The organism is Micromonospora avicenniae, assembly GCF_900156065.1.
In the GTDB taxonomy this organism is placed as follows: domain Bacteria; phylum Actinomycetota; class Actinomycetes; order Mycobacteriales; family Micromonosporaceae; genus Micromonospora; species Micromonospora avicenniae.
In genome coordinates this window covers 187,238-206,272 of the sequence record NZ_FTNF01000004.1, presented here as the reverse complement: position 1 = coordinate 206,272, position 19,035 = coordinate 187,238, and the positions used below count along the sequence as shown (strand labels likewise).

Below are 19,035 nucleotides of genomic sequence, written 5' to 3'. Positions count from 1 at the left end.
GAGGCTCATCGCGAGACCGAGGAGCAACCCGTTCCTGACCCACCTGCCCACTCCGCACCATCCCTCGCGAACGCTCACCCCGCAGGTTCGGCCCAGACCGTACGCGACGCGGTTCTCCCCGGGCGAACCGCGTCGGGCCGACGTACGGCCCGGCGATGATGGGACCGAGTGGACGGGCCGAGTGGAAGCGACAAGCGATGACCGACCAGAACCCCGCGACCGTGGTGCTGACCGGGGCGACCAGCGGGATCGGCGCGGCGGCGGCACAGCTCCTTGCCGGGTCGGCCCGACGACTGATCGTGCACGGTCCCGAACCGGCCTCGGCCGTGCGGCCGCTGCTCGACCGGCTGCGCTCCGCCGGCCAGGCGGAGGTCGTCTACGTGCCGGCCGACTTCGACCGCCTCGACGACGTCGTGGCCCTGGCCGACCACGTCACGGGTACCACCGATCAGGTCGACGTTCTGATCAACAACGCGGGGCGGCCCGGCGCGCCGCAGCGCCGGTGCAGCAGCGACGGGTACGAGGCGACGCTGCAGACCAACTATCTGGCGGCGGTCCTGCTCACCGAGCGCCTGCTGCCGCTCGTGCCCGGGACGGGACGGGTGGTGCACGTGGCGTCCGCGACGCACCTGTCGACCACGTTCGATCTGGACGACCCGCAGCTGCGGCGCCGGTACGAGCCGACCACCGCGTACGCCCGGTCGAAGCTCGCGCTCGTCGCCCACGCCGTGCGGGAGGCAGCCCACATCCGGCCGGGGATCGTCAGCGTCCACCCCGGTGTCGTGGCGACCTCCCTGTTGCACGCGATGTTCGCCGTCCGCGGGGAGCCCGCGTCCCGCGGCGGCGAGAACGTCGTGGCCGCCGCGCTGCGAGCGGACGTCCCCAGCGGCGCCTATCTGGACGAGCGGCAGGTCGCCGAGCCGGCCGGGCAGGTCCGGGACGCGACGTTCCGGGAGGACCTGCACCGGCTCACTACGAAGCTCCTCGGGCCCTGGCTTCACCGCGCCTCGTGATCGGGCTGCGGCCCGGTGGGACCGGGCCGGTCAGGCTGCGGACAGGAACGCGGAGAGTGGCTCGACCAGGTGCGCCGGCGCCCGGTTGATGCCGTCGTGACCGGAGCGTGGGATCGGCAGCACCCGCATCCGCGGCAGGACGGGTGCCAGCGCCGCGGCGAGCTTCGGGTAGTGCGGAGGGCCCGCCTGCCCGTACGCGAAGAGCACCTCGGCGGTGACGTCCGCGTACTGCTCGGGTGGGCCGTCGTGCGCCGCGATCTCGGCGGTCTCGTAGAGCGTCATGTCGAGCAGTTCCCCCATCTGCCGCCCGACGGGGTGGCGCAGGAGCAGCCCGGTGAGGACGGTCTGCACGGCCAGCGGCAGCCGGGACGCGGGCGACTGCGGGTTGCCCGCGGCACCGACGATCGCGAGCGCGCGGGCCGTCTTGCCGGCGCGCAGCGCCGCCCGAGCCGCCGGGATGAAGTCGCCCTTGAGGATGCCGTTGACGGCGACGGCCGGGTCGTAGAGCGCGAGCCGTGCGATGGGCAGCGTGAGTGCGGCGCGCAGCGCGATGAAGCCGCCGGAGCTGTGCCCGAGGACCGTACGCGCTCCGGTGTGCGCGAGTACGGCGGCCAGGTCCTCGATCTCCTGCTGCACCGAGTAGGGCTCGCGCCGGGCCGGTGCGTCCGCCCGGCCCCGCCGGTTGTAGAGGTGCACGGTGTGGCGGTCGGCGAGGGCGTCCGCGAGCCTCCGGTACGGCTCGATGGTCACCCCACCGCCGTGTACGACGACCACGTCCGGGCCGGTGCCGGTCGAGTGGAGCACGATCTTCTCGCCATCAGGTGCGATGACCCGTTCCATGAGCGCCCATCCTTCCCGCAACTGCGAACGATGTTTGCAGTTTACAGTAGATCAGTGAACGATGCGACCCCGAAATCCGGCCACACCCAGCGAGAATCGATCTTTCGACGACCGGCACGCGGAACGCGCGGGCCGGCGCCCGCACACAGCCGGGACGAACTCGTGACGGCGGCGATCGCGATCGCGGACGCCAGCGGGCTGGCGGCGGTGTCGATGCGGGCGGTCGCCGCCCGGCTGGAGACCGGAGCCGCCTCGCTCTACCGCTACCTGTCCTCCCGGGACGACCTGCTGGACCTGATGGCCGACCGGGTGGCCGCCGAGTTGCGCCCGTACCCGGAGCCCGACGGCGACTGGCTCGACACGTTGGTGCGGATGGCTCGCGCGCAGCGGGCGGTGCACGAGCGCCACCCGTGGCTGTTCGAGCTGAGCCAGCGGGCCTCCGCCATCGGCCCCGAGGCGCTGGCCTTCTTCGACGCCTGTCTGAAGGTGATGGCACCGGTGGAGGCGCCCTTCGCCGCCAAGTTCGAGGCGATCGGCATGATGAACGGAGTGGCGATCCTGTTCGCCCGCAAACGCACCGCCGGCGAGTCCCTCACGTTCGTCGGCCTCGACGTCACGCCGTACCCGTACCTGCTCGCCGCGTTCAGTGAACCGGTCAGCGCGCCGCCGGCCACGGACCTCTTCGAGCGTGCGCTGCGCAGCCTGCTGCGCGGCCTGCTCACCCCCGACGGCGCCTAGGGCGTTTGTCGACGTCCCTGGCCGGCCTGCGGCGCGCCCAGCTCGACTGAAGACTTCGACGCACGCCCTGACGTCCGCCGCCGGGCCCTCGCGCGGCCGCGCCGACCCGGGCGACGACCGGCGGCGTCGCCGGCCGCCGGGCCGCACGGCGGCGGCACGCACCGAGGGCCGTCCTGCACCGATGTCCGCTGTGGATGCCCCGACCGTCCCGGCGCGATGATCGATTGCGATCATGCTCGGCAACGTTCCGCCCCCGACGAACGGAGCCGCGTCCTTGAACCTCCCTCCAATCCGCCGACGCGAGGTGGCGCTCGCCGCCGTCCTCGCTCTCGCCCTCGGCGTCGGCACACCCGCGACGGCCGCGCCGCCGAACAGCACCCTCGCCGGGTCCTCCGTGGCCGGTCCCGAGCCGGCCCTCGCCGGCGTGCCGCACAGGATCACCCTGGTGAACGGCGACCGGGTCACGCTCACCCCCACTTCCGGCGGCGTCACGACCGACGTGCGCGGGCCGGCCGGCCAACCGGTCGGCGCCCAGGTCGTCACGTACGGGAAGGACACCTACGTCTATCCCGACTCGATCTCCCGGTACCTCGCGTCGGGGCTGCTGGACCAGCGGCTCTTCAACGTCACCCAGCTGATCGAGGACGGCTACGACGACGCACACCGCGACCGGCTGCCGCTCATCCTCAGCTACACGGACGCGACCGCGCGGGCCAAGACCACGCCGACCGGCGCGACCCGCGTCCGCGACCTGCCCAGCGTGCAGGGCGCGGCGGTCGAGGCCGACCGCCACCAGGCGGATCGCTTCTGGAGCTTCCTCACCGGTGCGGCCTCCGGGGCCCCGGCCGCGAAGCAGTCCCATGCCGGACCGGTGCGGTTCGCCGGCGGCGTGACAAAGGTGTGGCTGGACGGCAAGGTGCGCGCCGCCCTGGCCGACACCACGGCGCAGATCGGCGCGCCGCAGGTGTGGGCCGGCGGCAACACCGGCGCCGGCGTACCGGTCGCCGTCCTCGACACCGGCGTCGACGCCGAGCACCCGGACCTGGCCGGCCAGGTCACCGAGGCCCGAAGCTTCGTACCGGGCGAGGAGGTGACCGACCGCAACGGCCACGGGACGCACGTCGCCTCGACGATCGCCGGCACCGGCGCCGCCTCCGACGGCAGGGAGCGTGGGGTCGCTCCCGGCGTCGAGCTGCACGTCGGCAAGGTACTCAGCGACGCCGGCGAGGGACAGGACTCGTGGATCGTCAGCGGCATGGAGTGGGCCGCCCGGGAGGCGAAGGCGAGGGTCATCAGCATGAGCCTCGGCGGCGCGCCCAGCGACGGCACCGACCTGCTGAGCCGGTCGGTCAACCAGCTCAGCGCGGAGACCGGAGCCCTCTTCACCATCGCGGCCGGCAACTCCGGCCCGGACATGCAGACCGTGGGCGCGCCGGGCAGCGCGGACGCGGCCCTCACCGTGGGCGCCGTGGACGGCCTCGACCGGCTCGCCGTCTTCTCCAGCCGGGGGCCGCGCCGGGGCGACAACGCGATGAAGCCCGACATCACCGCGCCCGGGGTCGACGTGCTCGCCGCGCGCTCGCAGTACGCGCCGGAGGGTGCGGGGCCGTACCAGACCATGAGCGGCACCTCGATGGCGACACCGCACGTCGCCGGCGCGGCCGCGCTGCTCGCGGCCGCCCATCCGCAGTGGACGGGGCAGCAGCTCAAGGACGCCCTGATGAGCACCAGCAAGGTGACCCGGCAGTACGACGCCTACCGGGGAGGTGCGGGCCGGGTCGACGTCGCCGTCTCGGCGACCGTCTTCGCCACCGGCGTCGACTTCACCGCGTTGCACTGGCCCTACGAGCCCGGGCAGCAGACCGAGCACGAGGTCACCTACACCAACACGGGCGACGCATCGGTGACCCTCGACCTGACCGTCGAGGCGCCCACCGCGCCGGCCGGCCTCTTCACCCTCACCGCCGACCGGGTCACCGTGCCCGCGCACGGCACGAGCAGCGTCACCGTGCACGCCAACCTGGATCGGATGGCCGACGAGGACAGCTACGCGTACGCCATGGTGGTCGGCGCCGGACCGGCCGGCACCCCCCGCCTGCACACCCTGGTCGGGCTCGACAAGAAGGGGCAGCGCGTCGGGCTGACCGTCACCACGAAGGACCGGGACGGCACCGGGCTGGCCGGGCAGGTCCTGCTCAAGGACATCACCCGGGACGTGGTGCCGCAGCTCTACGAGGTCGACGAGAGCGGCCGGCTCGACCTGCAGGTGCGACCCGGCACGTACAGCATCCTCATGCACGCCGAAGTGCCTGGTGTGCACGGCGCGCATTCGGTGGGCCGGGCGGTGCTGGTCGCCCCTGAGATCGTCGTCGGCGACGACGACCGCACCGTCACGTTGGACGCCGGTACCCTGCGGCAGGTCACCGCCGTCACCCCGCAGCGGACCAGCCTCGCCGGCCTCGGCGTGCACTACTTCCGCTCCTACCCCGACCGGTACCGGCTCTCCGACAGCTACCTCCTCGACCCCCGTTACGACAGCCTCTGGGCCACGCCGACGGGTGAGCCTGTCGAGCAGGGTTCCTTCACCCTCGGCATCCGGTGGTCCCTGATCCAGCCGCCGCTCACCGTGCAGGGCAAGGGCGGGGAGTACGACGACCTGCGGATGCAGAGCGGCTCGGGGACCGGCCGAGAGGGGCGGCACGAACTCGACGCCGTCTTCGTCGCCGGCACCACGCCGGCCGACGTCGCCAAGGCCCGGGTGGGTGGGAAGGTCGTGGTGGTCCGCCACACCGATACCGCCACCGCGCTGGCGCAGGCCGATGCGGCGGCTGCGGCCGGGGCAGCCTTGATGATCGTGGTCAACGACGGGTACGGGCGGCTGGACGCCTGGACGGACGTGCCGGACCCGGAGACCCCGTTGCCGGTCGCCTCGCTCGGCCGCGACCAGGGTGAGGAGCTGATCAAGCGGATCCGGCGGGGCGACGTGCGCCTCACCGTCGAGGCACACGCCACCCCGGCGTACCTCTACGACCTGGTGGACCGGCACTCCGGCGCGGTACCGGAAAACCTGACCTACCGCCCCCGCAGCGGCGACCTCGCCCGGGTCGAGGTGTCGTTCCGCAACCCGGCCCCGGGTGTGGGCACCTGGACGCGGTCCGACGTCTCGCCGGACGAGCCCACGACCGCGCTGAACGCTCTGCCGGTGCCCTTCCCGGCGCAGGGCGAGCGCACCGACTGGCTCTCCGCCGAGGACGGCAACGAGTGGATCGAGATGGCCAACCTCACGCCGCTCGTGCTGGCCTCCGAGCCGGTCTCGTATCCGGCCGGGCGCCGCACGGAGCAGAGCTGGTTCGCGCCGGTGGCGCGGCCGCGGGTGCCGCAGCGCTCGGTGCTGTCCGGCACGCCGGTGCTGGTCGGCACCGAGCTGTCCACGTACGGGCTGCCGAGCTGGGGTGACGCGGATCCGCGCCACCACGGGATGACCTGGGGGGCCGAGGTCGCCCAGACGACCAGCGTCCACCAGGGCGAGGACCTGATCGCTTCGGCCCCGGGTGGCGGGATCGGGGCCTCGGTCGAGCCGGGCCGGCCGGTGCGGCTGGTCGTCGAGGCGGCCCAGGACGGCGTCTCGCCGTACTCGACCAGGACCGTGACCGAGTGGGGCGTCGAGTTCCCCGACGCGGACCCGGAGTCGGTGCGTCAGCTTCCGCTGATCCAGCTCGACTACGGCGTGCAGACCGATCCCGCCGGTCGCGCCGGGCGTAACAGCCGGCTGACCGTCTCGGCGAGCCACCTTGAGCGGGCCTGGCACGCCGGCGCGATCCGGACCGTCGAGGTGGAGTTGTCGTACGACGACGGCCGCACCTGGCGGCGGGCGACGGGGCTGCGGGCCGAGCACGGCGGCTGGCGGCTCGACCTGGCCGCCCCGAAGTCCGCGCGGTTCGCCTCACTCCGCGTGACCGCCCGGGACGCGGTGGGCAACGCGGTCACCCAGACCGTCGTCCGGGCCTTCGGGCTGCGGTAGGCGCGCTGACCTGGGCCGGTCCGGGGCGGCGACGTCCCGGGCCGGTCCGGTGGTGCTGCTCACCGAGCGTGGGCGGGGGGCGGGCGGTCGACCTATGATTCGACGGTGTTCGACTCGCGCCACATCCGGACGTTCCACGAGGTGGTCCGGACGCGGTCGTACTCGGCGGCGGCGCAGGCCCTCGGCTACACGCAGCCCGCGATCAGCCAGCAGATGAAGGCCCTTGAGCGCGAGGTCGGCACCCCGCTGTTCACCCGGGTGGGGCGGCGGTTGCGGCTCACCGAGGCGGGGGAGACACTGGCTCGCCACACCCAGACCATCCTCGGCAGCATGTCGGTCGCCCGGGAGCAGATGGCCGCGATCGCGCGGTTGCGCACTGGCCTGGTACGGGTGTGCGCGTTCCCCAGCGCCAACGCGACCCTGGTGCCCGAGGCGATGGCTCTGCTCGCCGTCGAACACCCCGGCATCCGGGTGGAGCTGCTCGAGGACGAGCCACCTGATTCGCTGCGACGGGTGGTGCAGGGCGAGAGCGACGTGACGCTCGCGTTCACGTACCCGGGCCTTCGCGAGGAGGTGCCCGGGGAGCTGGTGGAGATCCCGCTGCTGGAGGACCAGCTCACCGTCCTGCTGCCGGTCGGGCATCCGATGGCCCGGCGCCGCGCGGTCCAGCTCGGCGACCTCGCGCAGGAGCGTTGGATCGCCGGCTGCCTGCGCTGTCGCACCAACTTCGTGCACGAGTGCGCCCAGCTCGGGTTCACGCCCGACATCGTCTTCACCACCGACGACAATCTCGCCGTCCAGGCGCTCGTCGCGCAGGGGCTCGGCGTCGCGATGATGCCCGGCCTCACCCTCTCCTTCCTCCGCCGGGACAAGGTCCGGTGGCGACCGCTGGCGCCCGCCTCGCGGCGGCAGGTGTCGGCGTACGTCCTGCGCGAGCACCTGCGCATTCCCGCGACGGCCCGGCTGCTGGAGGCGCTCGCGACGGTGGCGGGACGCCGCGCCGATCCCACGGAGCGCGAGTCATAAGAGATTCTTTGGATCCGCTAAGAAACTGTAGTTGGACGTGATGGGTCACTCTCAGTCACGCTGGTTGTCATGACCACGCCGACCGCCACTGTCACCACCACCGCCCGCCTCGCCCGGCTGGTCGAGGAGGTTCGGGCCGTGGTCGACCGCGGCTTGCCGCCAGACCTGACCGCGTACCTGGTGGGGGAGCGGCTCGCCCCGCACCTTGGCACCTCCGACCTGCTCACCCCGGCGCAGCGTGAGGGTGATCCGGAGCGTTACCGTCAGCACATCCTGCATGCGGAGCGTGACGGCGGATTCTCGATCGTCGCCCTCGTCTGGCTGCCCGGGCAGCGAACCTCGATCCACGATCACGTGGCCTGGTGCGTCACGGGGGTCCACCAGGGCGAGGAGCACGAGCGGCGGTACCGCCTCGTCTCCGACGGGCTCGCCGCCCGGCTCGTCGCCACCCAGGACGTCGTGAACCGGCAGGGCGAGGTGTGCGGCTTCGCGCCGCCCGGGGACATCCACCGGGTCTGGAACGGCGGCGACGGCAAGGCGATCTCCCTGCACATCTACGGCGCCGACATCTCCCGCCTCGGGTCGAGTGTCCGTCGCGTGTACGAGAATCCGACCGACGAGCAGTGAACGGGACAGGGGTGCCGGCATGGCGCTGACCGGCACTACCGAGCACGAAACCGACCCGGTCGGGTCGGCGCGTACGGGGCACGGCGGTGCGGCCCGCGCCGACCGTACGGGCGCCGCGAAGCGCGCGGGGGGCCGAAAGGTCCTCCCCGGCCTGATCGCCGCGGCTCTCGGTGCCGCCGCCGCCTGGGCGGTGCACTGGCTGGTGCCCGCCGTGCCGGCGCTTACCGCCGCCGTGGTGCTGGGCATCGCCGCCGCCCACCTGCCCGTCATCCGCGACCGGGTACGCGGCGCGGCTCGCCCCGGCCTCAGCGTCGCGGGTAAGCGGCTCATGCGGCTGGGCATCGTGCTGCTCGGGTTGAAGCTGAGCGTGCAGGACGTACGCGAACTCGGGTGGCCGAGCCTGGTGATGGTGATCGCCGTGGTGGCCGCGACGTTCGCCGGCACGTGGTGGCTGGGCCGCCGGATCGGGCTGCCCGGTGACCAACCACTGCTGATCGCCGCCGGCTACGCGATCTGTGGCGCCTCGGCGATCGGGGCGGTCAGCGCGGCGACCCGCAGCGACGAGGAGGACGCGGCCGCCTCGGTCGCCCTGGTGACGCTCTGCGGCACGCTCGCCATCGCCGTGCTTCCGCTGTTGCAGCATCCGCTGGGGCTCTCCGACCCCGAGTTCGGGCGTTGGGTCGGCGCGAGTGTGCACGACGTGGGACAGGTCGTCGCCACCGCACAGACCGCTGGCCCGGCGGCCCTCGGCGACGCCGTCCTGGTGAAGCTCATGCGGGTGGCTCTGCTCGCCCCGCTGGTCGCCCTGGTGGCGATCGGACTGCGTCGGCGGGCGCGCGCCCAGCGGGCGGAGCGGGCCGGCGGCGAGCGCACGGCGAAGCCGACCCTGGTGCCGCTGTTCGTCGTCGGATTCCTGGTCATGATCGCGGTACGCAGCACCGGCTGGCTGCCCGCGGGCGTGCTCGACGGCGCGTCCCTGGCGCAGGAGGTCCTGCTCACCGCGGCCCTGTTCGGCCTCGGCAGCGCGGTGCACCTGCCCACGCTCGCCCGCACCGGAGGGCGCGCCGCGGCGCTCGGGGTGAGCGCGTGGGCGGTCGTCGCCGGCGTGTCGTACGCCGGCGTGCTGCTCACGACCTGATCAGTTGGTGCCGTCCAAGCCCGGCTGGCCGGATTGAACCGAAGCGCCCCGTCGACCGTCGACCGTCGTGGGTGGCCGGGCCGGGTGCTCCGCTCGGGCCGACCGCAACGGCGCGGAGGGAGCAGGGTTGATGACGCAGATCGGCGAGGTGCGGCAGGAACAGGCCGCCTTCCACCAGCTGCTGCTGCGGATGGCCGGTCGGCTGCCGGACGAGCTGATCGCCGAGGCCCGGCGCTGGCTGGTCGCGGACGAACTCGTGGAGATCGCGCAGGCGGTGGTCTTCGCCGCGCTCGCCGCGCGGGTCGCGGTGACCGAGACGGAGGCGGCGCTGCTGGCCGACACCCTCGCCGCCGCCGGCGAGGACGTCGAGGCGCTGGCCGACCTGGAACGCTCCGAGGCCGACCCGCAGCCGTTGTACGGCGTGGCCCCGGTCAGCCCGGGGGTGCTCGCCGAACACGGCGACGCGGTGCCGTACGCCGTCGACCTGACCCAACCGTACGAGGGGCCGGGCGGGCTGGACGAGATCGACGCGGCCGCCGTGGCGGCGATGCCGTCGCTCGCCGCGGACGCGTCCGCCCGGGCGCTCTGGCGTACCTGGAGGTTCCCGGCGATGGGCACCCAGTGGCCGCCGCCACGGCGGGTCTACCTGCTGCAGGCCGACCACGAGGCGACCCTGCCCGCACTGGCCGCCGGGCTGCAGGACGCGCTGGCCGTGGCGGGCGAGGACAACCCGCAGGTGGAGGCGTTCGTGGACGCCGACGGACTTCCTGCCTACCAGCGGACCGCGCTCGGCTTCTCCGCGCTGCTGTGGACCGCGGAGCCGGGGGAGAGGCCGGCCGTGGCGCGGGTCTTCGACACCTTCGAGCCCGGCGTCGGCCCGGGCTTCGAACCGGACCACCCCGAACTCGACGAGCCCGAGGTCGACCAGGTGGCGCGCTACCTCGACGAGGGGGTGCCGCTGCTGATCACCCCGGACCTCGCCCCGGACGTGGTCGACCCAACCCGCGAGCCGGCGGTGCCGACCGCGTTCCGGACCGACGGGCGGTGGATCTGGAGCGACGCGGTCAGCTACTACCTGCGCGGCTACGGCCTGGCGCCCGATCCCGCGCTCCTCGCTGAGATCCGGCAGAACGCGTACCGGTCACCGGAGGTCGACGCCGTGGCGCTGCACCGGGCGCTGTCGGTCCTCTACGCCTCGGCCGCGGGCGGCGTCGACGCCGTCGAGGAGTCCGATGTGCCCGACGACGTCGACGAGCCGGTCGGCGGCGGTGACACGGATGGGGCCGCCACGGCGAAGTCGGTTTGAACCGACCAGGGATGATCTCCGTCGTACTGTCGAGCACCTTGCTGAGGGGGATCGAACAGTGTCCATGGCTTCCGGTGGCGGTGGCCGGTCCCGGCTGCGGCACACGCTGCGCGGGCTCAACGTACCCCGTCGCCCGTTCGGCAGCCCCGCCCGGCGCTGGACGGCCGCACTGCTCCTGCTCGTGCTGGCCGGGGCGGCCGGTGTCGTGGCCAGTTCCGGCTTCGGCCGCGCCACGGCAGGGCAGGCCCCGCAGCTCGTCGGTCTGCCGGTGCCGGCCGGCGAGGCGCGGATGGTCGCCGCGGCGGCGCTCTCCTGCCCGGCGCTGACCCCGGCCCGGCTCGCCGGGCAGTTGATGGCCGCGTCCGGGTTCGACGCCGACGCGCGGACTTCCGCCGGCAGTGGCCTGGCCGGACTGTCGGACGCGTCCTGGGAGCGGTGGAAGCCCACGGTCGCCGCACACCGGACCGACGACGCCGCCAACATCACCGCCCTCGCCCACCTCACCTGCGACCTCGTCGGGCAGGTCCGGCAGGCCGGCATCGAGGGCGACGCGTGGCTGCTCGCGCTGGGTGCGTACCACTCGGGGATCGCGGCCGTACGCGAGGCCGGAGGCGTTCCCGCCCCGGCCCGCGAGTACGTCGACACGGTCGCCGGATACGCCGCCTGGTACGCCCGCCAGCCGCTGTCCGGCATCGCCACCCCGACCACGGCGATTGGAACGGTCGGAGTGGCGCCCAGCCGGGACACCCCGGCGCGGCCGGTGCCCGAGGACTACCTGGCGGCCGTACGCGCGGCCGGTGGGCGCTGCCCCGCGCTCTCGCCCGCCCGGGTGGCCGCCCAGCTGATGGCCGCCTCCGGGTTCAATCCGAACCTGCTCGGCGTCGATGGTGGACAGGGCATCGCCCAGTTCACGCCGGAACGCTGGGCCCGGTACGCGCCCTTCGCCGCCGCCGCCTCGCCCTGGGATCCGGGCGCGGCCGTCCCGGCGCTCGCCCACACCATGTGCTCCCTCGTCAGCGAGTTCGCCGGAGTGGGCAAGGACCCGTACCGCACGGCGCTGGCCGCGTTCCGGGCCGGTCCCGAGGCGGTACGCCAAGCCGGCGGAGTGCCGGACAACCCGGCCGTACGCGACTACCTGAACCTGGTCTCGACGTACGCCGGCTACTACGGGGCCGACGCGCGACTCGCCGGCAAACCGCCGGCGCAGCCGTCCCGCACGCCGACCGCCACCCGGACACCGCAGAGTCCCCGGCCCCACGCCACCAGGCCGGGCAGCGGTGCGACCACCCGGCCGTCGCCCACCCGGTCGGCGACCACCAGCAAGCCGCCGAAGCAGCCGGACTGGCAGACCCGGGTGGTCAACGGCACCTCGGTGCTACGCCCCGGCGGCTCGTGGCGCACCAACCGGCTGACCCTCGCTCTCACCTCCGACGGCAACGTCGTCCTCTACGACCAGGGGCGCCGGGTGTGGAGCGCGCAGACCTCCGGCAAGGGCGCGGACCAGTTGGTCTTCCAGGCGGACGGGAACCTGGTGCTCTACACGCGCGGCATGGCGACGATCTGGAGCACGCGCACCGACGGTCACAACGGGGCGATCCTCGTACTGCAGAACGACGGCAACGTCACGATCTCGCAGAACGGCCGGACGCTCTGGCAGACGGGAACGGCGAAGGCGGGCTGACCCTCGAGATCCGCCCACTCCGTCAATCCGTCCGTCGAAAGCGAGGTGATCCGCCCCATGTCCCCGGGCTGGACCGATCCGCCGTCGGCGACCGGCGTCATCGTGGAGACCGCCGGTGACGTGCTGGTGCTGCGTACCGAGGCGGACGCCCGGGAACCGTTCGTCGCGCTGGCTTTGGCGCTGCCCGTCGAGGCCGGGCAGACCGCGGTGGTGAGCGCGCCGACGGTGACGGGCCGTACCGACTTCTTCGAGCTCCTTCCGGACCTGCTGATCGAGCACCTCGGCGGCAGCGCCGGGGCGGTCCGGGTCGTCGCGACGGGCGCGTACGCCCCCTCGGTCCAGGCGGTTCCCGCGGCGCGGAAGCTGGCCGAGTGGGTCGGCCAGGACGTGCTCGTGCCGGTCGTCGGGCTGGTGGTGGCGCCCGATGGAGGGCATCTCCTGCCGGCCGACGCGCTCGGCTCGATCTGGGTTACGTGCTCGCCCGACGGGCCGCCCCGCCCGGCGGCCGCCTGGCCACCGCCGGCCCCGGCACAGGCCGAGCCCGTACCGCCTCCGGCGCCATCCGCACCTTCGTCACCAGCTCCCGCGCCTCCCGCGCCTCCCGCGCCTCCCGCGCCTCCCGCGCCTCCCGCGCCTCCCGCGCCTCCCGCGCCTCCCGCGCCTCCCGCGCCTCCCGCGCCGCCCCCACTGCCCGCGTCCGCGGCTGTGCCGTCGGCGCCGTCCACGACTTCGTCACCCGCGTCCGGGTGCGTGGAGTTGTCGCCCGCACCGGCGTCGCCCGAGGCGCCACCCCGACCGGTACGCCGCGAGTGGCCCGACGGGGGACCCTGGTGGCTGGTGTCCCGGGGTGACGGTGTGGTCGCGGTGCCGCGCGAGCGTCCGCCCCTCGTCTGGCTGCCGCCCCGCCCCGCGCCCACCGCACCCGCACGGAGCAGAGCCGCCACCCCGCCGCCCGACCTGCCCGGCGTACGTACCCGGGCTGGCTGGTCCTTCGTGGACGAACCAATCGGCGACCCGCCGACTCCGGCGCTCGCCGGCTTCGTCGTGGAGGTCACCGTCGGCGCGACCGGGTTCCGGGTCGGCGGCCGTCCGACCCCACCGCGAGCGTTCGCGAAGCTGGTCGCGGCTTGCCGCCCGGACGCGCGCCAACCTGTCGTGCTCGTGCCCCGGGGCGCGACCGCCTCCGGGTCGGCGGCCGACCTGCTCTACGGCGGCCTGGCCGACGCGCTGGCCGTCCATGTCTACGCCGCCGACGGGGAGGTGCAGCAGACCAGCAGCGGACTGCTGCGGACCACTGGCGTCTTCCGCCGCTGGAGCCCCCGGCGCGGCCGACCGGGCGAGGGGCGACCGGCGCGCCAGATCAGGGTGGTCGGCCAGGTGCTACCGCCGCTGCCGGGCACGGCCGGCCGTCGCGTCGTGCCCGCCGACCGTCTGCCGGGCGCCGAGACGACGCGGACCGTTCCGCCGTCCGCCCTGGACCCGGCGGCCGGCGAGTCGCGCATCGAGCTGAAGCCCGCGGTCGAGCCGGTTCCGGCGGCCGGCGCTTCGCACACCGATCCGAGCCCGGCGGTCGAGCCGGTGCCGGCACCCGGCGGGCCGGGACGGCAGCCGGACGCCCAGGCCGGTGTCGACGCCGCCGGCGACCCGGGCATCGAACCCGATCCCGAGCCGGAGCCGGTGGACGCATCGTTCGCCGCACTGCTCGATCCGGGGCGCTGGCACACCCGGTCGGCGGTTCCCCCGATCACGGTGGTTCCCGTGCCGCCGGAACCGGCGGAACCCGCGCCGGCCTCCGCCGATCCGGCTGCGGCGTCGTCCGCCGCGCCGCCCGCGATGTCGCCCGGCGCCGCACCGGCGGTTCCCGCCGAACTGCCGACGTCGCGGGCGGCGACGGCACCCGGCGACGGAGCCGGACCTGTCACGCTGGCGCCTCCGGGTGTCACGGCCGGGCCGGTCCCCGGCGCTCCGGCGGCCGCCGCGGTGGACCGCCCCGAGCCGGTCGCTCCGGTGCGGATCAGCCTTCCCGGCGCAGCTGCGAGCGTCCCCGGCCTGCCCGAGGGCGTGGTGGCGTCGAGGGCCGACGCGACCTCCGTCGGGGTGTCCGGGTCCTCCACCGCCGCGGCGCGCCTCCGCGGCAGCGACGCGGCCGACGGCGGCGCGGACGCTCCGGCCAACGCGTCCGGAGGGCTCGCCGGTCCCGCCACGACCGTGCCGCGAGCACGCTGGCTTCCGAGCGCCGATCCGGAGCTGACGGTCGCGAACCGTGCGGCGCTGCGCCAGGCGGTCGGCGGCCGCTACGACGCCCACGCCCGGGTGGTCACCCGGACCCTGGCCGAGTCGCCGGGGCTGCGGGCCGCGGCGGGCGCGGTCGCCGACCTCGCGGCCGGGCTCGTCGCGGTGCGCGCTTACTGCGACGGTGGACGTGAGTACGTCAACGAGATGCTGCGCGGTGGCGGCGACGATGAGGCGGCCGAGCGGGTCGAACTGCTGGCCCGCTGGGCCACGTACGGGCTGCGCCGGCTCCCGTCGGTGTTCGGCCCGGTCTTCCGGCCCGGTCCCGCCGACTTCGCGCACGTGCGCGCGTACCGCCCCGGTGACGTGCTCGCCGAGCCGGCTTTCGTCGACGTGGACCTGGCTGCCGGCCCGGTCCCGCCGTCTGGGGTGGAGTTCGCGATCTGGTCGGTCAGCGCCCATCGGCTCGGCGGGCTGGCCGCCGACACCGGCCCGGGCGGCGCCGTCTTCCAGCCGGGCAGCCGGTTCCTGGTGCTCGCGGTCGAGGAGCAGCCCGGCGAGGGCGCGCCGGTGCGGGTGATGCTGCAGGATCTCGGCGCCGCGTACGGCACCGAGCCGCGCCGCGGGGGGCGCAACGACTCGGAGCGGATCCTGGCCCAGCTGCGGGCGGCGCCGCGTACCGGTGCGAGCCGGACGATGGGCTTCGCCCCAGGGCTGGACGACGAGGGCCGCCCCTTCCAGCGGCCGGCGGAACTCGCCGGCGCTGCCGTGGTGAACAAGGGTGGGAGCGCGTGAGCAACGGCATGCTGCTGGTGTCCCAGACGGATCCGGGATACCTGTCGACCATCGAGGAGGCCGTCCGGGCGGCCGCGCCGGGGGCGACAGTCGTCGTCCAGCCGGGCACGTACCGCGAGCAGTTGCGGCTGACGCGGGACGTCGTGGTGACCGCGGAGGATGGGCCGGGCACGGTCACCATCGACGGCGGCGACGGTGTCGCGGTCTTCGCCGCCCGGGGCACTGCGACGCTGCGCGGGTTGACCGTGCGCGGTGGTGGCACCGACCTGCCCGCGGTCCAGGTGGGGCAGGGCCGCCTGCACCTCACCGACTGCGACGTCGTCGGGCAGGGCATCGTGGCGGTGCACGTTCCGGGCGGGCGGTTCGAGTTGCGTGACTGCCGGGTCAGCAACCCGGCCGGCGCGGGTTTCCTGGTCGAGGGCAGCGGCGCCGGCGAGGCCGTGCGGACCACGCTGCGCGACGTGGAGAGCGCCGCGATCGTGATCAGCGGCGGCGCCGACCCGGTGTTCCGCGACTGCACCCTGGCCGACGTGCGTGGCGCGGGCGTGCTCGTCACCAGGGGCGGTCGGGGCAGTGTCGAGGCGTGTGACATCAGCGCCGTCGAGGGGCCGGGGGTGGCTGTCGAGGAGAACGGTGCCGTCCGGGTGGTGCGTACCACCGTGCACGACACCTCCGGCGCGGGCGTCTTCGTCGCGGGTGGCATCCCCACGTTCGAGGAGTGCGAGTTCCGCGACGTCGGCGGCCACGGGGTGGTCCTCTCCGGCACCGCCGACCCGGTGCTCACCCGGTGCCGGGTCAGCGGCAGCGCCGGCCACGGGCTCTACGCGTTGGAGACGGCGACCGGAGTGTTCAGCGACGGGGAGATCAGTGGCACCGGATCCGCCGCCGTGGCCGTGGCCGGTTCGGCGGCGCCGCGGATCGAGGGCGGTCGGGTGTCCGGTGACGGTGGCGTCGCGCTGCTGTTCGACGCGGAGTCGGCGGGCACCGTACGCGGGCTGACCGTCCGGGGCGGACAGGACGGTCTGCTGGTGCAGGGTCGGGCACGCCCGGCGATCGAGAACGTCACGATCACCGGCTGCGGCCAGTACGGCGTACGGGTGGCCGACAGCGCCGGCCCGACGGTGCGCGGAGCACGTATCGACGAATGCCAGGGCGGCGGCGTCCAGGTCGGTCGCGGTGCGATTCTCAGGATGCTGGAGACCACCGTCAACGCCGGCGCCAACGCGCTGCTGCTCGCCGCCGGTGCCGCCGCCACGGTCACCGCCTGCGAGTTCGGCGCGGCCCGGCAGGCGGGCGTGCTGGTGCAGCAGGAGGCCACCCTGACGTTGGCTCGTACCCGCGTGCGCGGCAGCGGCGGACCGGGAATCCAGTTCGGCGCCGGTTCCTCCGGTCAGCTCGACGGCTGCGAGGTGCTGGAGAACGCCGGCGACGGGCTGCTCGTCGAGACGTTGGAGCCGGTGCGGGTGCGTACCACCACCATCGTCGGCAACGGCGGTGAGCCGATCCGGCTGACTGTGCCGGGCACGGTCGACGTGGACGATTCGCGCACGTCCCGGCCGTCGTCGGGCGGCGAACCGTCGCGCCCGGAGGAGACCTCCGGCAGGCCGTCCGCTCCCGTGCCGGCGTCACCCGCCACCACCGGCGACCCGACCCCGGCCGCCCCCGCGGTGGCCGCGAACACCGGGCAGCCGGCCGCCCCGGCCGCCCCGGCCGACCCGGCCACGCCGCTGCTGGCGGAGCTGGACGCGCTCGTCGGGCTCGCCGGGGTGAAGCACGAGGTCGCGACCCTGGTCGGGCTGCACCGGATCAGCCAGCGCCGGGCTGCCGCCGGCCTGCCGGCGCCGCCGATGTCCCGGCACATGGTGTTCGCCGGTGCTCCCGGCACCGGCAAGACCACTGTGGCCCGGTTGTACGGGCGCATCCTCGCCGCGCTCGGCGTGCTGAAGTCCGGTCAACTGGTCGAGGTCGCCCGGGCCGACCTGGTGGCCGAGCACATCGGTGGCACGGCGGTGAAGACCACCGAGAAGTTCAACGAGGCGCGCGGCGGTGTGCTCTTCGTCGACGAGGCGTACGCGCTCGCCCCAGTCGAGGGCGGCAACGGTCACGATTTCGGCCGGGAGGCGATCGACACCCTGGTCAAACTGATGGAGGACCACCGGGACGAGGTGGTGGTCATCGTCGCCGGCTACTCGGCGCAGATGCGCCAGTTCCTGGACGCCAACCCGGGCCTGGCCTCCCGGTTCTCCAAGACCGTCGAGTTCGAGAGCTATTCGACGGAGGAACTGGTCACCATCGTGGAGCGGCTCTGCAGCACGCACCACTACTCCCTGGAGTACGACACCCGGATGGCACTGGCCAACCTCTTCGACGGGATGAGCCGGGACGCGAACTTCGGCAACGCCCGGGTGGCCCGGAAGGTGTTCGAGGAGATGATCGGACGCCAGGCGTTCCGGCTCTCCCAGGCCGGTGATCCGTCCGGCGTCGAGCTGGCGCAGCTGCTGCCGCAGGACCTGGGTGCGCCGGCGGGGACCGGGGTGCAGGCCGGGGTGGCTCGCGACGACGAGGTCGACCGGCTGCTCGGCCGGCTGAACGCCATGATCGGGCTGGCCGGGGTGAAGCGTGAGGTGGCCGACATGATCGACCTGCTCGCGACCATCCGGACCCGGGTCAGGGCGGGGCTGCCGGCGCCGTCGGTCTCCCGGCACCTGGTCTTCTCCGGGCCGCCCGGAACGGGTAAGACCACGGTGGCCCGGCTGTACGGCGAGCTGCTGACCGCGTTGGGCGTGCTCGCCGGAGGCCAGCTGGTCGAGGTCGCCCGGGCCGACCTGGTGGGGGAGTACATCGGACACACCGCTCAGCGCACCCGGGAGGCGTTCGACCGGGCCCGGGGCGGGGTGCTCTTCATCGACGAGGCGTACACGTTGGCGCCGCCGGACGCCCGCCAGGACTTCGGTCGGGAGGCCATCGACACGCTCGTCAAGCTGATGGAGGACCACCGCGACGAGGTGGTCGTCATCGCCGCCGGGTACGAGGAGGAGATCGAGGAGTTCCTCGCCGCCAACGCGGGTCTGGCGTCCCGGTTCTCGCGCCGGATCCACTTCACCAACTACGACGCCAACGACCTGGTCGCCATCTTCCAGAACCTGGCCGCGGCGAGCGGTTACGAGTGCCCGGGCGAGACGTTGGCGGCCCTGCGTGGACACTTCGAGCGGGTACCGCGGACCCGGTCGTTCGGTAACGGCCGGTACGCGCGGCAGGTGCTCGACGAGGCGATCACGCGCCAGGCCGGCCGTATCCGGACGCTGCGTGACCCGAGCGTGGAACAGCTGAGGATGCTTCTGGCCGAGGACGTCGCAGCAACATGAACACTTTTCAGCCTTGTGTCATGCCTGCCGGCGTTTGTAATGATTTCGTGAATGTTTCGCTTGAACGGCGCAGCCCGGGCCGTATGCTTCACCGAAGCTCCACCGTGGATCCGCTTGTGACCGACGGATCCCGTGGGGGAGCGCGGCGCGACGGTTACCGGGGAGGCAGCTTGTTGTTGGTGCCGGCCAAGCTCGTCGGCGCGGCCCCTTCCGGCACCGGCGGCGGTGACGGAGGGCCGGACGACGAGGCACG

11 protein-coding genes are annotated in these 19,035 nt (G+C 74.1%); 10 read left to right on the top strand and 1 reads right to left on the bottom strand.

Translation table 11 applies throughout. The features are described from left to right. Window positions 1-197 precede the first annotated feature (197 nt). Window positions 198-1,013: an SDR family NAD(P)-dependent oxidoreductase gene (locus BXA10_RS08850; RefSeq protein WP_076469610.1), complete on the top strand. Its 816-nt coding sequence runs from the start codon at window positions 198-200 to the stop codon at window positions 1,011-1,013. A gap of 30 nt (window positions 1,014-1,043) precedes the next feature. Here the strand turns inward: BXA10_RS08850 and BXA10_RS08845 are convergent, their stop codons facing one another. Next, window positions 1,044-1,853, bottom strand: coding sequence for an alpha/beta fold hydrolase (locus BXA10_RS08845; protein WP_139337926.1), 810 nt, complete (start codon window positions 1,851-1,853; stop codon window positions 1,044-1,046). A 162-nt stretch (window positions 1,854-2,015) separates the two neighbouring features. Here BXA10_RS08845 and BXA10_RS08840 point away from each other — a divergent pair, with 162 nt between their 5' ends. The 9 genes from BXA10_RS08840 to BXA10_RS08800 all read left to right on the top strand — a co-directional run bounded on the left by BXA10_RS08840 (window position 2,016) and on the right by BXA10_RS08800 (window position 18,782). Next, window positions 2,016-2,591, top strand: coding sequence for a TetR/AcrR family transcriptional regulator (locus tag BXA10_RS08840; RefSeq protein ID WP_245828180.1), 576 nt, complete (start codon window positions 2,016-2,018; stop codon window positions 2,589-2,591). A 274-nt stretch (window positions 2,592-2,865) separates the two neighbouring features. Further along, the gene (locus BXA10_RS08835) at window positions 2,866-6,612 is read left to right on the top strand and encodes a S8 family serine peptidase (RefSeq protein WP_076469955.1); all 3,747 of its coding nucleotides are present in this window, start codon (window positions 2,866-2,868) and stop codon (window positions 6,610-6,612) included. Window positions 6,613-6,717: 105 nt separating this feature from the next. Next, the gene (locus tag BXA10_RS08830) at window positions 6,718-7,638 is read left to right on the top strand and encodes a LysR family transcriptional regulator (protein ID WP_076469601.1); all 921 of its coding nucleotides are present in this window, start codon (window positions 6,718-6,720) and stop codon (window positions 7,636-7,638) included. A 69-nt stretch (window positions 7,639-7,707) separates the two neighbouring features. Then, entirely contained in the window at window positions 7,708-8,265 is a 558-nt protein-coding gene (locus BXA10_RS08825) for a cysteine dioxygenase family protein (RefSeq protein ID WP_076469598.1), read from the top strand. Between the two features lie 19 nt (window positions 8,266-8,284). Then, entirely contained in the window at window positions 8,285-9,403 is a 1,119-nt protein-coding gene (locus BXA10_RS08820; protein ID WP_076469596.1) for a YeiH family protein, read from the top strand. A gap of 130 nt (window positions 9,404-9,533) precedes the next feature. Beyond that, window positions 9,534-10,709, top strand: a complete 1,176-nt coding sequence (locus tag BXA10_RS08815) for a hypothetical protein (protein WP_076469593.1) — start codon at window positions 9,534-9,536, stop codon at window positions 10,707-10,709. A 58-nt stretch (window positions 10,710-10,767) separates the two neighbouring features. Beyond that, the gene (locus tag BXA10_RS08810) at window positions 10,768-12,390 is read left to right on the top strand and encodes a hypothetical protein (protein WP_139337925.1); all 1,623 of its coding nucleotides are present in this window, start codon (window positions 10,768-10,770) and stop codon (window positions 12,388-12,390) included. A 57-nt stretch (window positions 12,391-12,447) separates the two neighbouring features. After that, window positions 12,448-15,417: a hypothetical protein gene (locus tag BXA10_RS31845; protein WP_217696742.1), complete on the top strand. Its 2,970-nt coding sequence runs from the start codon at window positions 12,448-12,450 to the stop codon at window positions 15,415-15,417. Next, on the top strand, window positions 15,414-18,782 hold the full coding sequence (locus BXA10_RS08800) for a right-handed parallel beta-helix repeat-containing protein (RefSeq protein WP_084752402.1): 3,369 nt from the start codon (window positions 15,414-15,416) through the stop codon (window positions 18,780-18,782). The genes BXA10_RS31845 and BXA10_RS08800 overlap by 4 nt, the downstream gene beginning before the upstream one ends. Window positions 18,783-19,035: the final 253 nt, after the last annotated feature.

What these genes read in the sequence shown, in the direction of transcription:
- BXA10_RS08850 (WP_076469610.1), top strand. Translation starts at nt 198, where the DNA reads ATGACCGACCAGAACCCCGCGACCGTGGTGCTGACCGGGGCGACCAGC.
- BXA10_RS08845 (WP_139337926.1), bottom strand. Translation starts at nt 1,853, where the DNA reads ATGGAACGGGTCATCGCACCTGATGGCGAGAAGATCGTGCTCCACTCG.
- BXA10_RS08825 (WP_076469598.1), top strand. Translation starts at nt 7,708, where the DNA reads ATGACCACGCCGACCGCCACTGTCACCACCACCGCCCGCCTCGCCCGG.
- BXA10_RS08820 (WP_076469596.1), top strand. Translation starts at nt 8,285, where the DNA reads ATGGCGCTGACCGGCACTACCGAGCACGAAACCGACCCGGTCGGGTCG.
- BXA10_RS08815 (WP_076469593.1), top strand. Translation starts at nt 9,534, where the DNA reads ATGACGCAGATCGGCGAGGTGCGGCAGGAACAGGCCGCCTTCCACCAG.
- BXA10_RS31845 (WP_217696742.1), top strand. Translation starts at nt 12,448, where the DNA reads ATGTCCCCGGGCTGGACCGATCCGCCGTCGGCGACCGGCGTCATCGTG.